The organism is Imperialibacter sp., from assembly GCF_040222385.1.
In the GTDB taxonomy this organism is placed as follows: domain Bacteria; phylum Bacteroidota; class Bacteroidia; order Cytophagales; family Cyclobacteriaceae; genus Imperialibacter.
In genome coordinates this window covers 58,753-73,396 of record NZ_JAVKDF010000059.1, presented here as the reverse complement: position 1 = coordinate 73,396, position 14,644 = coordinate 58,753, and the positions used below count along the sequence as shown (strand labels likewise).

General features: G+C 46.7%; 10 protein-coding genes. 2 read left to right on the top strand and 8 right to left on the bottom strand.

The genetic code is table 11. The annotated features are described in order from the left end of the window. The 7 genes from RIG68_RS27805 to RIG68_RS27775 form a co-directional block, all read right to left on the bottom strand. Positions 1 to 855, bottom strand: coding sequence for a maleylpyruvate isomerase N-terminal domain-containing protein (locus RIG68_RS27805; protein ID WP_350130168.1), 855 nt, complete (start codon positions 853 to 855; stop codon positions 1 to 3). Next, positions 845 to 2,356 (bottom strand): S10 family peptidase, encoded by a 1,512-nt coding sequence (locus RIG68_RS27800; protein ID WP_350130166.1) that lies wholly within the window; start codon positions 2,354 to 2,356, stop codon positions 845 to 847. The genes RIG68_RS27805 and RIG68_RS27800 overlap by 11 nt, the downstream gene beginning before the upstream one ends. Before the next feature lie 91 nt (positions 2,357 to 2,447). Beyond that, positions 2,448 to 3,326, bottom strand: a complete 879-nt coding sequence (locus RIG68_RS27795; RefSeq protein ID WP_350130165.1) for a lysophospholipid acyltransferase family protein — start codon at positions 3,324 to 3,326, stop codon at positions 2,448 to 2,450. 157 nt (positions 3,327 to 3,483) lie between these two features. Beyond that, the gene (locus RIG68_RS27790) at positions 3,484 to 4,383 is read right to left on the bottom strand and encodes a mechanosensitive ion channel family protein (protein WP_350130163.1); all 900 of its coding nucleotides are present in this window, start codon (positions 4,381 to 4,383) and stop codon (positions 3,484 to 3,486) included. Between the two features lie 3 nt (positions 4,384 to 4,386). Beyond that, positions 4,387 to 6,303, bottom strand: a complete 1,917-nt coding sequence (locus RIG68_RS27785) for a mechanosensitive ion channel family protein (RefSeq protein ID WP_350130161.1) — start codon at positions 6,301 to 6,303, stop codon at positions 4,387 to 4,389. A gap of 87 nt (positions 6,304 to 6,390) precedes the next feature. Next, positions 6,391 to 7,206: a transporter gene (locus tag RIG68_RS27780; protein WP_350130159.1), complete on the bottom strand. Its 816-nt coding sequence runs from the start codon at positions 7,204 to 7,206 to the stop codon at positions 6,391 to 6,393. 151 nt (positions 7,207 to 7,357) lie between these two features. Continuing rightward, positions 7,358 to 8,623 (bottom strand): cation:proton antiporter domain-containing protein, encoded by a 1,266-nt coding sequence (locus tag RIG68_RS27775; protein WP_151997829.1) that lies wholly within the window; start codon positions 8,621 to 8,623, stop codon positions 7,358 to 7,360. 120 nt (positions 8,624 to 8,743) lie between these two features. Here RIG68_RS27775 and RIG68_RS27770 point away from each other — a divergent pair, with 120 nt between their 5' ends. Both RIG68_RS27770 and RIG68_RS27765 read left to right on the top strand, forming a co-directional pair. Further along, positions 8,744 to 13,768 (top strand): APC family permease, encoded by a 5,025-nt coding sequence (locus RIG68_RS27770; protein WP_350130157.1) that lies wholly within the window; start codon positions 8,744 to 8,746, stop codon positions 13,766 to 13,768. Further along, entirely contained in the window at positions 13,765 to 14,136 is a 372-nt protein-coding gene (locus tag RIG68_RS27765) for a hypothetical protein (protein ID WP_350130155.1), read from the top strand. Before RIG68_RS27770 ends, RIG68_RS27765 begins: the two co-directional genes overlap by 4 nt. On the opposite strand, the gene RIG68_RS27760 is transcribed toward RIG68_RS27765, so the two are convergent. Then, positions 14,133 to 14,585: a CBS domain-containing protein gene (locus RIG68_RS27760; RefSeq protein ID WP_151997832.1), complete on the bottom strand. Its 453-nt coding sequence runs from the start codon at positions 14,583 to 14,585 to the stop codon at positions 14,133 to 14,135. The genes RIG68_RS27765 and RIG68_RS27760 overlap by 4 nt on opposite strands. Between the last annotated feature and the right edge of the window lie 59 nt (positions 14,586 to 14,644).

The window sequence follows — 14,644 nt, the reverse complement described above, 5'->3', positions numbered from 1 at the left end:
TCATGCCATTACTGACACCATTTGGAGTACCTGAGCTGCCAGAAGTTTATCACCCTCTACTTTAAGCCGGTCTTTGACGTCATCGGGCCTGATGTTTTTCGAAAACAGCTTCCAGGCTAGTTCGGGGGCTATTTCCACAACTGCATCTGCCACCCGCCCGGACTTGTCAACCAGCGCCCAGTTAGCATTTTGCCTTTCCAAATGCCATGCTCCACCCAGCTGGCCGCTTACCGCAGCAGTGACCAGCGTACCTTCAGGCGCTGTTATGTTTCTGAATGTATGTGGCAAGGCCATGAAATAGGTAGCCATCAGCGGAAAGAAAAACGCTCTGGTCATTATACCTGGCTGCCCCACAGCTTCCCTTATCTGCTGCTGGTGATGCCATTTTTCGGTATACTCCCTGGCCAGGTGCATCCAGTTGTAACTTTTTGATTCACCTGCCCAGTCCACAGCGAAAATGGCTTCGGCCCATGGGTTCAGCGACTCATAATAAGCACAGGTAGGTGCTCCGGTCGCCTGATGGAGTAATTGAAGAACACCCGGACTCAGCCTTTTACTGGCCCTTACCCAGTCGGCATTGAGCTGGTTGAGCCAGCCGACAAGGTCTTCATAGGCTTTTATCGGAGGAGGTGCTTCGCCAAAGTAGCCATCACGTTGGATAGACAAAGTTCTAAGATTACCGTCCAGCAAATGGGCAGCGACATCCTTCACGTTCCAGTGCCTTGCAGGCGTTGGCTTTTGCCAGTCATCGTCATTCAATGAGGCCAGCAGCTTCATCAAGGCCTCGTCGAGTGGGCGAAACAAATGCGCCACCTTAATGGGTGGAGCTTTCGGTGATCGACTCCTAGTTGGCATTTTCAGTAATGAACGACCCGACATCTTTCTTGAACTTCTCCAACGAAGGTTGGTGGGTATACATCATATGGCCTGCCTCGTAATACTTCATGATAATATTGTCCTTCACTTCTTTTGTCAGCCCAAGGTGGTTGATGCTGTGTTCCACACCATAAAAGACAGTGGCAATATCGTAGTAGCCGTTGAGGATCAACACTTTCATATTGGGCGCTTTGCTCATGGCTTCGGCCATGTCAATCCCGGTATTGATGGCAGCCGTTGCTCCCCAGGCAAAGTTGCCTTTGTGCTTCCAGTCCCATTTGAAGCCATCTCTTCTTCCCGCTGTTACCGTGTAGGTCAGTTTTTTATTCACCTTCAGGTCGTTGTGGAAGTAGTGGAGAAAGCCCTGGATATAGGCGGGTGAGATGGCAGCACTTTGCGGGTCGTAGTCAGCAAACTGGCCGATGCCATCCTGGCTGATGCCTTTGTACCTGGAGTCGAGGCGCCCGACAGTATTTCCTTCGTCTCTAAGCAGTTCCTGAAAAAACTCATCGGCCTGAACCCGGAGATCGGCTTTAAACCAATAGTCTGCGGAAACACCTGAAAGTGCGCTTAGCTTTGCCGCCATGGCCGATTTCTCTGATGCTGAAAGCTGGTCTCCTTTAAAAAGAGCTGGCGTGTATTCTTCTTCAGTAAATTTTCGCACTGTGGCCATGTAAGCTTCCACGGTGGCTGGTTTGTTGGTCACTTTGTTGTGGTACCAGGCCGTTGCGGCGTACGTTGGGAAGTGCACGATATAAGGAAGGTCGTCGTTCGGAGGAAACAGCAGTGTTCTCAGGTCGAACACTGCGGACACCATGATCACACCATTCATCGCAATGCCCTGATCCAGCAGGCTGTTCATCACTCCGGCGTTTCTGAAGGTGCCATAACTCTCTCCCAACAGGAACTTTGGCGAGTTCATGCGGCTGTTGTCGATCAGGTACTGCGTGATGAAAAGACTGATGCTGCGAATATCCTGATCCACACCCCAGAAGTCTTCGAACTTGGCCTTGCCTACCGGCACGCTTAGCCCAGTGCCCACCGGATCAATCATTACCAGGTCGGCTATATCCAGAATGGAGTAATCGTTATTCACTAGCTGATAAGGTGCGGCATTATTGAAGTTTGGATCGTTCACAACAATGCGTTTCGGGCCCATTACGCCCATGTGCAACCAGAAAGAGGAAGAGCCAGGCCCGCCATTGTAGGAGAAAACGATGGGTCTGGTAGACGGAGCACCTTCCTTTACGTAGCTCGTAAAGCCAAATAGCGCAATAGGCTCATTGTTCTCGTCTCGGAGCTGAACAGTACCAGCTTTGGCAGTAAGCTCGATGGAGGTGCCATTAATTTTTACCGTTTGTTTGGTGGTGGCCACTTCACCTTCGGGGATCGGCCCCGTTGTTTTTTCACTTTCCTTTTCCTGGGCAGTGGCGTTGCCAAAGCAGATGATAACGATAGTCAGGTAGAGTAGTTTTTTCATAAGCTATGAGGCTGTATTAATTGGTTGACCAAGCCGAATGTAAAAAGACCTTTGAACTTTTGCACTCCACCGGTCAAAATCAACGGAGTACTTAGTGAATTGGCTGGTCGGCAGGTCGGCTCCTCTTCCACCTTCTGTGCGTCCATAGCCAAAACTCTGGATGTTTTTTGATGTCTGCTTCCAAAAGTGCCACGTGCTTTTTTGTAATAGCGCCAAAGGGTTCTTTAGTAGCGTCCTTGGTAATCAATTCAAAGTCCATTTCGTAACAACCTCGCTTGGTTTTGATGATTCTGCCAAAGACGACTGCACAGTCCTGCTCTACTGCATATTTTTCGGTTCCGAAAGCCACGCAGGTTTCCTGGTTGAGGAAAGTGGTCCAGAACACGTTCTTACTTTTTGTTGGGAATTGGTCGGCACCAAAAACGGCAGCAAAAAGAGGCCCATCCTTCGCCTCAAAAATCTCCCAGAACCGTTTCTTTGGGTACAGTTGCAGACCATATTTGCCACGAGAGTCTTTCATTAGTTTGTCGAAGCCCTTGTTGGCAAGAGGCGCATACAAGGCCATGGCCTGATGTGGAATTTGCTCGTCGATGGCCACAGCCAGCATTTCCCAGTTGTTGTAGTGGCCGCCGGCAATGATGATGTTCTTGTTCTCAGCAAACAGCTCAGTAAACACCTGCTCACCGGTAATCCTGCACCTTCGAATGGCCTCCTCTCTGGAAATACTGAAAATCATCAAAGATTCTACCATCAGGTCACAAAAGTGAGAATAGAACTTCCGGGTAATTTCCAGCACTTCGTCCGGCGACTTTTCCGGGAACGAGGCCGTTAGTTGTTTGACAACAACCGACTTTCGATAGAGGCCGCCATAGAACAGGATAAACGAAAGGGAGTCGGAAATGCCGTAGAGCAGCCAGGAGGGCAATAGAGAAACCGGCTTGATAAAGCAGTAGTAGAACAAGGTAAACATAAGTAGGCTTAGGTGGTTAGTTGAACCTAATCAATCGGCACCTGTTGGCGTAGGCCGAATCCGAAAGATAGCAATATCGGTTGAACCACTGGCACACGCTGTTTTAAACCTGTCCTTTTGTGCTATCACAGGTGAATACCGCTGATCGCATGGTATGCTATTTGTCCAGCGCCACTCTTATATGCGAACCTTCTACCAGCTGGAAGGTGGCTGAAGCAAACTTTATCTTTCCATTACTTTTGTCGACTTCATCCAGAATTCTTGTGAAAAGCAGATCCTTGGTGCTTCTCCTTTTTTTGTAGTCCACGGCATAGCGAAGAGTAAACTCCACCCAGTTATCGTTAGCAGCAAGGGTAACCGTTGGCTCTGTGGAAGCATCTTCTATCATGTACTTTTTCACCATTCCGGCCCATTCCTGATGGGCTGTTGATGTATAATTTCCCACGATGTCGGCTGCCACTTTGTTAAGCATATTTTTCATTTGTTGATAGTCGCTGCCAAACTGAACGGGCAGTTTGATCTCGTCCCAAAGAAAGGGAAAGTCGGTGGAGTAGTTAAAAACCGGTTCTTTGAAGACAAAGCTGTTGGCAATTCTCACTATTCGACCATTGTAGAGGTCTCCGTTTACCCACTGGCCTATTTCCATCAGCGTAGTCCGCAAAACACCAATATCAATGACATCCCCCTTTATGCCTCCCAGTTGTACCCGGTCTCCGGTTTTGTAAAAACCACCGAAGACAATGGCCATCCACCCTGCAACACTGGCTATCACTTCCTGTAGTGCAAATGCTATGCCTGCACCGGCCACGCCGAGCGCCACCGTAAACCCGCCCAGCTTATCGCTAAAAACGACCGTTATCAGCACTACTACCAGAAAGTACCCAAAAAACGAAATCGCCTTTTTTGATTTGTACCTTATTTTAGTGTCTTCAATTTTTCCGGAAAACGTTTTTCCAATGAATTGAGTAATGGCCCAAATAACTGCAATGCCGATAAACACTGTCACCAGTTTCCCGACGGTGGGATTGTAGAGGTACTCTTTTGCGAAATCTTCCATGGCTTACTTTTTAGGCTCTGGGCTGCTCTGCTTACTATTCACATTGAATGCTGGTGCCTGATAGTCCTTTGGCAGATAGTCGGCCGGAATAGTTACCATATTACCATCTCTAAGTGCACGGTAATGTGGCGACAATATTTCTACCCCACTTTCATTGAATTTGTCCTGGATATTCTGGTGCAGGTCGGAATAAGTCCTTGGCATTTTATTGGGCTCGGAGGTATAGGCATTGAGCTGGTAGGATACATAGTAGTCATCCAAACTTGTTTGCAACACAAACGGCTTGTGGTCATTGTTGACGCCATCGGTAGCCAGCGCAGCGGCAATCAGTAATTCATGAACTTGTTTCCAGGGCACGTCGTACCCAATTGTTACGGTGGTGTGGAGAATGAGTCCTAACTCTTTGCTGGACGTCGAATAGTTAATGGTTTTACCTCCAAGGATACTGGCGTTTGGTACGGTGATGTCCTCGTTTTTTGGGGTCCGAAGCCGGGTAACAAGCAAAGACTTTTCGACCACATCCCCAACAATGTCATCAATTTTGACCCGGTCGCCTACTTTAAAAGGCCTCATGTAGGTGATAACCAAGCCGGCAACAGCATTGGCAATAGCAGTGGATGAGCCTAGTGAAAAAAGAATACCCAGGAAAACGGAAACGCCTTGAAAAATCTTAGAGTCGGACCCTGGAAGATAAGGAAAAATCACAACAAACATAAAAGCGTAAAGCAACACCTTGATGATATTGAATGTGGGCATTGCCCAGTCGGGGTAGAAGCCAGTGAACTTGAGTCTTTCAGCGGCAATCTCTTGTGCTACAAATTTTATAAACTTAATAGCGTAGTGCGTTGCCAGATAGATAATTGCTATGGAGAACACATTTGGCAGGTAGCTGAAAATGGAAATAAGGATACTTTTTGTTGGTTCCCAAACCCAGCCGAAGAGGGTAGCAGCCCAACCTCTTGTGAACGGAAATACACTAAAAAGCAGTGGGAGTGAGATATACATCAGCACCCCGAATACAGCCCACTTCAGAATTGTGCTGATTCGCAGGGCTAAATCCAGCTCACGTTTAGGAGGAAGAATTTCGTAGTCTCTGAACTTGATGCCATGAAAAAAGGACTCTTTTTTGAGAACGATCAAAAGATTGAGTTTGCGAAACAGTCGATTGAGTAGAAAAATCAAGCCGTACGTACCTGCAATGATCAGCATGGTGAGCGCTACTCTTATTATAACATTTTTCCAGCTATTAGCATCCCTTTCTGCTTCAATACTTTTCGATATGGCGGTAGCGTGTGCTGCGGCCAACACCTTCTTGTCCTGCCCAACCCACAGTGCGTCTGTATCGGTCACGCTCATGAGGATCGTTTCCCTAAAATTGATGTCCGCTGTCGACTCGTTTAGAATAACTACCAGAGAATCGGGTTTGAAACTGTCGTTGTCGTAGAGCGCTTCAATTTTCTTTGTTATGTTGGCTGCTCTTTCTTTAGGCATCACCGGGCCCAGCTTTGTGAAAACCATAAACAACGTATCACCAAACGGGGTGACGGGATAACCTACAGCCGTTTCCTTCAGCTGATTGATTTTTTTAAGTTGCTCGGCCTTTCTTGTGGAATCCTGTATTTCGATGTTCCTGACCTGACGCAGCAGATCGGCTTGTTTCAGCTTATCATTTTCCTTTAGCAGGGTGATTTGTTGAAGAAGCTCAGCCTTTTTTACCGAATCATCAATTCTTTTTTGCTCGCTTCGCCTGACAAGATTGGAGTATTCTTCCAGTTGATTAGCTATCGAATCGCTTATGTACTGCGCTTTTTTTGCTTGTTCGACAGAATCGGACTTTGCAACCAGGCTGTCAGCTGACTGGGCTTGGCTGTTGAAACAGCTGATTATGGCTATGAGGAGTGATAAAACTTTGAGTTTCATATCATTGATATTTCAGTTACAAAGTTACTCTAATTCAGACGAATAGAGATGATAACAATCAGACGTACCGCAAGCTTCTCAAGCTGACTATTGTCTTCCCCCCAACTTAATTCGCCATGACACACCTGCATCTGCGAACCAGTCGCTGACACCGTCGTTTTTGCCATAGCCGACGGACATATCAAGAAGAAAATCATTGTTGACAAGATAGGAGAGACCGGTATTCCACCGGTTGTCAAAGTCACCGTCGAAAACAGTGCCATAGTTTTCAATAAAGCTGCCCACCTTTTCAGCCAGAGGAAAGGAAAGATTCACTGTGTAATTGAATGCCGGATCGGTATTGTTGCCCGTCCAGGCCACAGCCCAGTTGGTAGTAAGTCCTAGCTTGTCGGTGAGTCTCTGGCCGTGAATAAGCATGATCCTTGGTGCAAGGTTAGCAGCTTTGTAGTCCTCATCCACAGCTGTGAACCGGGCATCGGCCTGAATGCCAAGAGAAGGCTTTTCTCCTCTGCCATCAAGCAGGTTATAGCGGAGACCAGCATTCCACATTCCAAGACCCCCGTAGGTCACATCCGAGACATTGGTTTTGTCATGACGCAGAGCAAAAGCAGACCTGATCTCAAGCTTCTCAAGAATTCCATACCGCAACGACGCCAGGTAGGTGTAGTTGGTGCCGGTAACATCGGCGTTGTCTACCGAGTAACCGTTGTAGGTACCTCCGGTTTGCACCTGAAAAACATTTTTCCCTGTGGTAAACGGCCCAACCGACTGACCCGGCCTGGCACTGCGAATGGTGGGGTTGTACTGAGCAGCGGCCTTTGGTATTGAGAGGCAAGACAACACAAGCATCAATAGGCCAACCATCAGCTGATAGTTTGGCTTGGGTAGTGTACGAATAGCCATTAGGGTGGGTCGTTTTTTTGCGCAATGTTAGTACAAATGTTGATCAATATATGCGTTAATTGCCAACAAAATAATTTACCCAATAGATTCTCAAAACTAGCTGTAAATCAGGAGTTTCGTTCCTGTTTTCTGTAAATCAACAACAGGGGGCTTACTTTGTTTTTGTGAGGGCCTCTATTTCTTGATCCAGCTTGTCCCAATCAGTGAATTCAAGCTCATCTTTATCCTCAAAGTCTTGCTTCTTGAAAACAAGCCCGAGTGTCATCAAAACACTTGTGGCGATAATGACTATCAAAAGAATGGCATCGCTGAAGGCGTCATTTTTCCATTCGTCCGGAATGGAAAAAAACAGAAGGACAGTAATTAAACCTCTGGGCGCAATCCAAACTTGAGGGCTGATGTTTTTGACAACAATCGACTTTAGCAAAATGTACCGCACCACGTAAGTCAGTACTAGAATAGTAAGGGAAGTAATGAGTGCCAACACGTCGGTGAGGCCCGAAAAATCAAGCGTCATTCCAAAAATGACAAAGAAAAATGTTCTCACCACAAAGGCAGACTCCATCGTCACCACATGGAAGTCTTCCAAGATGTGCTTCAGGGCTGTTTCATCGATTAGTTTCTTCAGCTTGCCCCTAAAGAAAATAGTATGATTGCTCAGCACAAGTCCGAACACCATGATAATAAGGAGGGAGGAGAGGTGAAACATTTTGCCCGTTGAATACAACAGCACCAAAACAGCTATGAGAAAGAACAGCTTCACTTTGGTCGTCAGCTTTTGCAGGAGAAGCACCAGTGAGTAACTGATAATGATAGAAAGGGCGATAGTAATCAGGATACTGCTTGAGACCTCCCACACCACACCTGCTGTGGTGGCAGTTTCGGCGCTCCCAAGCAAAAAATAGAAAAACATGATGCCCAGGATATCTGAAAAGGTACTTTCATAAATCATAAATTCCTTTTTCGAGCCGGACAGGTTGCCGACGCTGGGGATAATGATGGCACTGCTGAGTATCGAAAGCGGCACTGCATAGATTAAGGCAGTGTAGAAATCGTCGAAGAAAAAATACTTTAGGAGGTAGGCAATTCCAATGGACGTAGCAATGAGCGACAACAATGCCACCAAAAATGATTTTATCAGAAGGGGCTTTTTTTCTTTAGTAAGCTTCAAATCCAGGGCAGCTTCGAGCACAATCATGATAAGGCCAACCACTCCCAGTAGCTCCAGCGCTTCCATAATACCTCTTTCCAGGTTGATGTCGTAGAAGTTTAAAAGCTCCTGAAAGCCTACACCCAGCCCAATTAATAGCAATACGCTTGGTATATTGGTTTTCTTCGAGAACTGATTAAAGAAGTACGAAGCAATGATGATGATCGAAATAGCGATAGTTTCGCTATAAGCATTTAGCATGTCCATACCTGGATGTTAATTTTGAGATATACTACAAAGAGAGCTACTTTTAACTGAAAGCAAAAACTCCTGTCAGGTACGAAAATAGCAGTTTCAATTCTTAACTAGCATTAAATTAGATGATCAATGTCGAAGAGCAATAAGTTCGGAACTTTCGGGGGAGTATTCACGCCATCCATTCTTACCATCCTTGGGGTGATCATGTACCTGAGGCTACCAATGATTGTTGGTGAGGTGGGTTTATTGACTACGCTGGGCATCATTTTGGTTGCTCACATTATTTCCGTAACAACAGGCCTCAGCGTATCGTCCATTGCTACCGACAAAAAGGTGGAAGCCGGCGGCACTTACTATATGATCAGCCGCAGCCTGGGGTTACCGATAGGAGGAACACTTGGCCTGGCGTTGTTTGTAGGGCTTTCTTTTAGTGTCAGCCTGTACCTCATTGGATTTTCCGAAAGCTTCCTCAGCTATTGGGGCTACGAAAGCTCTGTGAACAATATAAGGATAACAGGTAGTATTGTGTTGATGGCAGTAACTACACTTACTTTCATCAGCACCTCTATGGCCATCAAAACCCAGTATTTTATTATGGCGGCTATTGTGTTATCCCTGGCCTCCATATTTCTGGGCACACATGACCTTGGGCCAACGGATGTAACCGAGGGTATCTCTTCTTCCACTGTGTCAGTCATGGTGTTGTTTGGGATATTTTTTCCGGCAGTCACAGGGTTTGAGGCCGGTGTTTCTATGTCTGGTGACTTGAAAGACCCTAAAAAATCGATTCCAGCCGGGTCTCTATTGGCTATTGTGGTTGGATTTATTGTTTATATAGGGTTCGCCTGCTACTTGTATTTTACGGTAGACGCAGGTGTGCTGGCTGCTGACTCAAATGTGCTGTTGAATATTTCCTGGGTACCCGAGCTGGTTATCGCAGGTATCTGGGGGGCAACGCTTTCTTCTGCACTTGGTAGCATTCTGGGGGCCCCCCGTATTTTGCAAGCTATCTCGACCGATAAAATCGCTCCCCGTTTTTTTGGGAAGGGTTACGGCAAAGCCAATGAGCCCCGCAACGCACTGTTGCTTACTTTCCTGATCGCTGAGGCAGGAATTCTGATCGGAGAACTCGACGTGATTGCCCGGGTAGTGTCTATCTTCTTCATTACCACCTACGGATTTCTCAATGTCAGTGCGGCTTTCGAGTCGTGGACTAGTTCCGATTTCCGGCCTGAGTTCAAGGTGTCTGGCTGGATCAGCCTCCTGGGTGCTCTCGCCTGCATGCTTGTTATGATCCAGCTTGATTTCGTGGCGATGGTGGCCGCTGTGCTCATCCTCGGCTTGTTGTTTTTATTCCTGAAGCGCCAACAGCTAACATTGAACTCCGGCGACGCCTGGAGCGGGGTGTGGGCGTCGTTGGTCAAAACGGGTCTTACCCGGCTTAAGAAGGAAAAGATTCATACAAGAAACTGGAGGCCCAATATTATTATGTTTAGTGGCAGACCCGATACACGACGCCACATTGCTGAAATGGGAAAAGCCATCGCCGGTAATCTGGGTATTCTGTCGGCCTTTGAATTGATAGAAACCGATGAGAAAAACTTATCAAAAGCGGAATCAATGCTGGCCACCACCGATAGCGAAAGTGAGTACTTTTCTTATAAGTTTGGCTGCACAGACATTTACTCCGGCATGGACGAAATCACCAGAGTGTATGGCTTCTCCGGTGTAGAGCCCAACACTATTTTGATGGGCTGGAGCAGAGCGCCAAAAAACAAAGAGCAGTTTGCAAAAGCATTACGAGGCTTCCGCCGGGGTGGATACAACAATATTTTTATTGACTATCACGAAGACAGGAAGTTCGGCCAGCTCAGCACCATTGATATTTGGTGGGGGGGCAAGGGCCCCAATCTGAGTTTTTCACTGGCGTTGGTTAGAAACCTGGTAGCTTCCAGCCTGTGGAAACTGGCAAGGGTGAGACTGCTGATTATTGACGAGTCAGGCGCTAACCATGAGGGTATTTATAAGGAGGCAAAGGCCATTCTCGAAAGCGCCAGGCTTGACGTGACTGTGCGGGTGATCAAAGGCGAAGGAGACAACAAGAAAATTATAGCGAGAGAGTCGGCTGAGACCGATTTGGTAATGTTGGGCCTCGATGCCAGAACGTTGGATCAAATAGATGAGTATTATGATGGTGTGAATGAGCTCCTCGATAAGCTTGGCACCACGATGGTTGTGAGTTCATCGACTTATTTTGAAAGCTTTGAAATAGCGGAGAAGGTAAAGGAGGTGCCATCGACAGATTCCAGTGGCTTGTTGAAAGCAATTCCAACGGTTCAGCCGTCCAGGTTTCCCGAAGTCACAGTTAACATCTACAAGATAGATCAAAACGGGCGGAAACTTCAGAAGCTCCTTTTTGCGAAGGGGTTTAGAAGGTCATTTGAGAATCACAGGGTTATTCTCGGCGAGCTTCAAACACTCTTGAAGACTATTGAGAAGGAGCTGGCTGACACTAAAAAGCTTAAGGAATCGTATAAAAAGGCAAAGGCACTGGATAAACTCCGCAATGAAACGTCGTACCGGCTTAGTCACCTGTTTAGCGAAAAGGTCTTTCAAGGCCTCGTTCCCGAACAAGTAGCTATGCTGAAGGAGGCAACTACTGAGTATATGGAGCGGTTAGAGGAAGATTTCAAACGCTATCCTAAAACGTTGCCTATAAGCTATTCAAAGGAAGCTTTTGCAGAAGCGCCTGCCTCTACACCAGGCGCCTCTTTTTACAAAGGGTTTAGGAGGGTCGTTCACGTAGTAGCTGGCTACCCACTTACGCACAACGTGGCATTCAGAGCGATGGCGGGCTATTTTCAATGGGGAGGTAGGCTTTCATTCCTTTCCGGGTACCTGGCAAAGCACACCGATAGCGTCTTTGGTTTCTATGCCGACTGCCGTAGTGTGATTAACACGGCCACCACCATATTTGATGAAGAAGAGAGCAAGTGGGCGGCCACGATTCGTGTCGAGATAGAGCAGTTGAACAAACTTTTGGAAGGGCAAAACGAGAAAGAAAGGCTGTTTGAGGCCAGGCTTTTGCTGGAGCATGTCCAAAACCTTCAGCTCATGAGCCATTCGTTGGAGTTACTTTTTCCGATGAAGGAATCCTGGAGGAGGTCTTCCTCCGCCCAATACATCAAAGCTAAAACTGAGGGAATTGAAGCTTTACTAGAGTCTTTCGATTCTGACCTGAAGACGATGCTCAACAAGGTCATTATGGAGCAGGAAATCGACAGGGTGAAAAACAGGATCGGCATTATGCATCGGTCACTCAATGATGGCTTTGCCCACATAATCGAGTCCAGGGTGGTTAAAAAGATTGACAAATACCTCAAAATGCCGATTACGTCTTCAAGGGAAGTTGTGTTTGAACTTGAGACCGACTGGGAATTGGAGCTAAAGGAAACACTGGATTATACAACGGAACGCTTTTTGGAAACGGCTTCGGAAATGCCAGAAACGCTGGAAGTACTAAAGGTAAGAACCTCTGCAGCTCGATTGGAAAGTGAGTCGGTGGAGATCCCTGTCAGCAAAATGGCAGAGTATTTTCTAAAGACGAAACTGATCACCACGCTGGAAGAGCAACATGAGAAGGCGATAGATGGCATCAAGCGAAGCATATATGCTATAAGAGAGGCAGGCAACTTGCTCAGGTTTAAATTAGATAATGCCGAAACGTCAAATTCAGATGTTTCGCTGGAGGAAATTCTAAAGGAGTTTACGCTAAAGGCCGACCGGGAGAAAAAGGAAATAGGCCACATCATTAAGCAATTTGTTTCAGAGTCGGAAAAGAGTTTTGAAGAAGCATTTGAGCCCTTAAAGTCGTATAAGATAGAGGAGGCTGCTTCTGCTTTCGGCTATGGTTTCAAGAGCATAAAGAGCAGGAAGGTAGCTCAGCTTATTTCCAGGTCGTGGCAGCGGGTAGCTCAGTTGGCATCCAAATCAGTGAGCAAGCTATTGTACAGCAGGAGTGAGGGGCTGCTTTTTGCCAGAAAGCTTTCCAATAGGCAGGAAATTCATTCACTATCCGGTCGCCTGCTGGACCTGAAGGAGAAGGTGAGCCCGCAGGAGAGGGTGATAAGGGAGTTGCCGGGCTACTATGTGAGCCTTTTCAACGGCAGGTCAAGTATTGGCAGAGATTTTTGGGTGCCACGCCCCCGGGAGGAGGCTATTTTTAAGAAAGCTGTTTCAAGGCACAAAACGGGCTATCTGGGGGGGATTCTTATCATTGGCGAAAGAAACGAAGGCAAGACTGCATTTACAAAATATGCGGTGAGCAGCTCAGGCAATGAGAAGAACTTTTATGCTGTTTTTCCACCCTTGCAGGGCACCCTGGATATATCTGAATTTGAAAAATCGCTTCGCAAGGCAACTCTGATGCACGGCAGCACGAAGGAAATTTTGACGCAGCTTCCTCCGGGAAGCATTGTTTCCATCAATGACCTCGAGCTTTTTTGGGAGCGGCAAGCCAACGGAATGAGGATAGTGGAAGCAATTGGCGACCTGATTGATGAGTTCAGCTCAAGGTGTCTTTTCGTTGTTAATGTGAACCCGCATGCCTTTAAGTTAATCGACCAGATAACAGGGTTTTCTCAAAAATTTATTGAGATCATTAATATGGATGCATTTGACGCCGAGATGATTAAAGACGTGATAATGAAGCGCCACAAATCAAGTGGGCTTAGCTTGTCGGTCGGGGAAAATGTGAAGGATATAAGTGAAATTGAGTTGGCCAGGCTTTTTAATAAATATTTTGACTACAGTGGTGGCAATCCCGGTACCGCACTCAACGGCTGGCTGACAAATATCTCCAACGTTTCTCATGATCAAATTGAAATCGCTGTTCCGCCGAAGCTTTCGCTTGCTTTCCTAAAAGAGCTTGATGAAGAATGGGTGATGATACTAAACCAGTTTGTCCTTCACAAGCGGCTCGACGCCAATAAAATCGGTCGGATAACTGGCTGGGATAGTGTGTACATCAGTAAAATGCTCCTTGCTTTGATTCGCTCGGGTGTAGTTGTGGAAAAGGCGACAGGTATTTATATGATTGACCCCTATCTGCTACCTTTTATCATACGCCATTTTAAAGAAAGAGACTTGCTATGAAACCCACAAATCTAACCGGCAAGTTGAATGCTGTGGTCGATGAAATAAGAAAAAGGCTATCGCTAACGAAGAGACCAACAGAAGAGCATCCTTTAAAGGGAATTCATGAGTACAGGATAGAAATCCGGCTAAAAGTTAAAGGTGGGGAGCGCCTGACAAAACGGTTTGCAAAGCAAGCAGTGCTTAACGACATGTGGACAATACCAACAAAGGGCATCGTCTTTGCAATACGTGAGCCTATAGATGGCCTGGTTGAAATGGATATCTCCTACTATGCCTTCGCAGCCAACACTGACCACCTCTTAGGTAAACTGCGGGCTATAGAAAACGTTAAAGACGCTGATGTAGCGCAAACACAGGCTACCTAACCCTTTATTTTCAACACGGCTTTCATTACGTCTTTCTGACTGATTTGGCCCACCAGCTTCCCTTCAAGTACCACTGGAAATCTACGGAGCCGACGTTCGAGAAACAGCTTGGCTACGTCAAAAATGGTCACCGAAGGGGCAATACTTACCACTTCTGTAGCCATGTGATCGGCCACCTTTCCTGACAGCACAGGCATGTCGTGGTACTTTCCCCTGACCACCTCTTTCAGGCAGTCTCCTTCAGAAATCACACCCACTAGTTCATTTTCGGCATTGACAACCGGCCCACCGGATATTTTCCTGGCAAGGAGGATGTGAACGACCTCATAAATGGACTGGTCTGGATGGAAAGTCACGAGCCGGGTTGCCATGTAGTCGGCTACCAGCACGGGGTGCATTTCTCTTCGCTTTGGCTTTTCCTCTATTTCACCTCTGAAGCTCTTTACCATAGCTGTGCTTTTTGATGTAACAGAAGTTAATCATTTTCAGGCAGATAAGCAACTAATGA

Excerpts from the sequence above, each read along its gene's own strand:
- RIG68_RS27805 (WP_350130168.1), bottom strand. The coding sequence starts at position 855 with ATGCCAACTAGGAGTCGATCACCGAAAGCTCCACCCATTAAGGTGGCG.
- RIG68_RS27800 (WP_350130166.1), bottom strand. The coding sequence starts at position 2,356 with ATGAAAAAACTACTCTACCTGACTATCGTTATCATCTGCTTTGGCAAC.
- RIG68_RS27795 (WP_350130165.1), bottom strand. The coding sequence starts at position 3,326 with ATGTTTACCTTGTTCTACTACTGCTTTATCAAGCCGGTTTCTCTATTG.
- RIG68_RS27790 (WP_350130163.1), bottom strand. The coding sequence starts at position 4,383 with ATGGAAGATTTCGCAAAAGAGTACCTCTACAATCCCACCGTCGGGAAA.
- RIG68_RS27785 (WP_350130161.1), bottom strand. The coding sequence starts at position 6,303 with ATGAAACTCAAAGTTTTATCACTCCTCATAGCCATAATCAGCTGTTTC.
- RIG68_RS27780 (WP_350130159.1), bottom strand. The coding sequence starts at position 7,206 with ATGGCTATTCGTACACTACCCAAGCCAAACTATCAGCTGATGGTTGGC.
- RIG68_RS27775 (WP_151997829.1), bottom strand. The coding sequence starts at position 8,623 with ATGGACATGCTAAATGCTTATAGCGAAACTATCGCTATTTCGATCATC.
- RIG68_RS27770 (WP_350130157.1), top strand. The coding sequence starts at position 8,744 with ATGTCGAAGAGCAATAAGTTCGGAACTTTCGGGGGAGTATTCACGCCA.
- RIG68_RS27765 (WP_350130155.1), top strand. The coding sequence starts at position 13,765 with ATGAAACCCACAAATCTAACCGGCAAGTTGAATGCTGTGGTCGATGAA.
- RIG68_RS27760 (WP_151997832.1), bottom strand. The coding sequence starts at position 14,585 with ATGGTAAAGAGCTTCAGAGGTGAAATAGAGGAAAAGCCAAAGCGAAGA.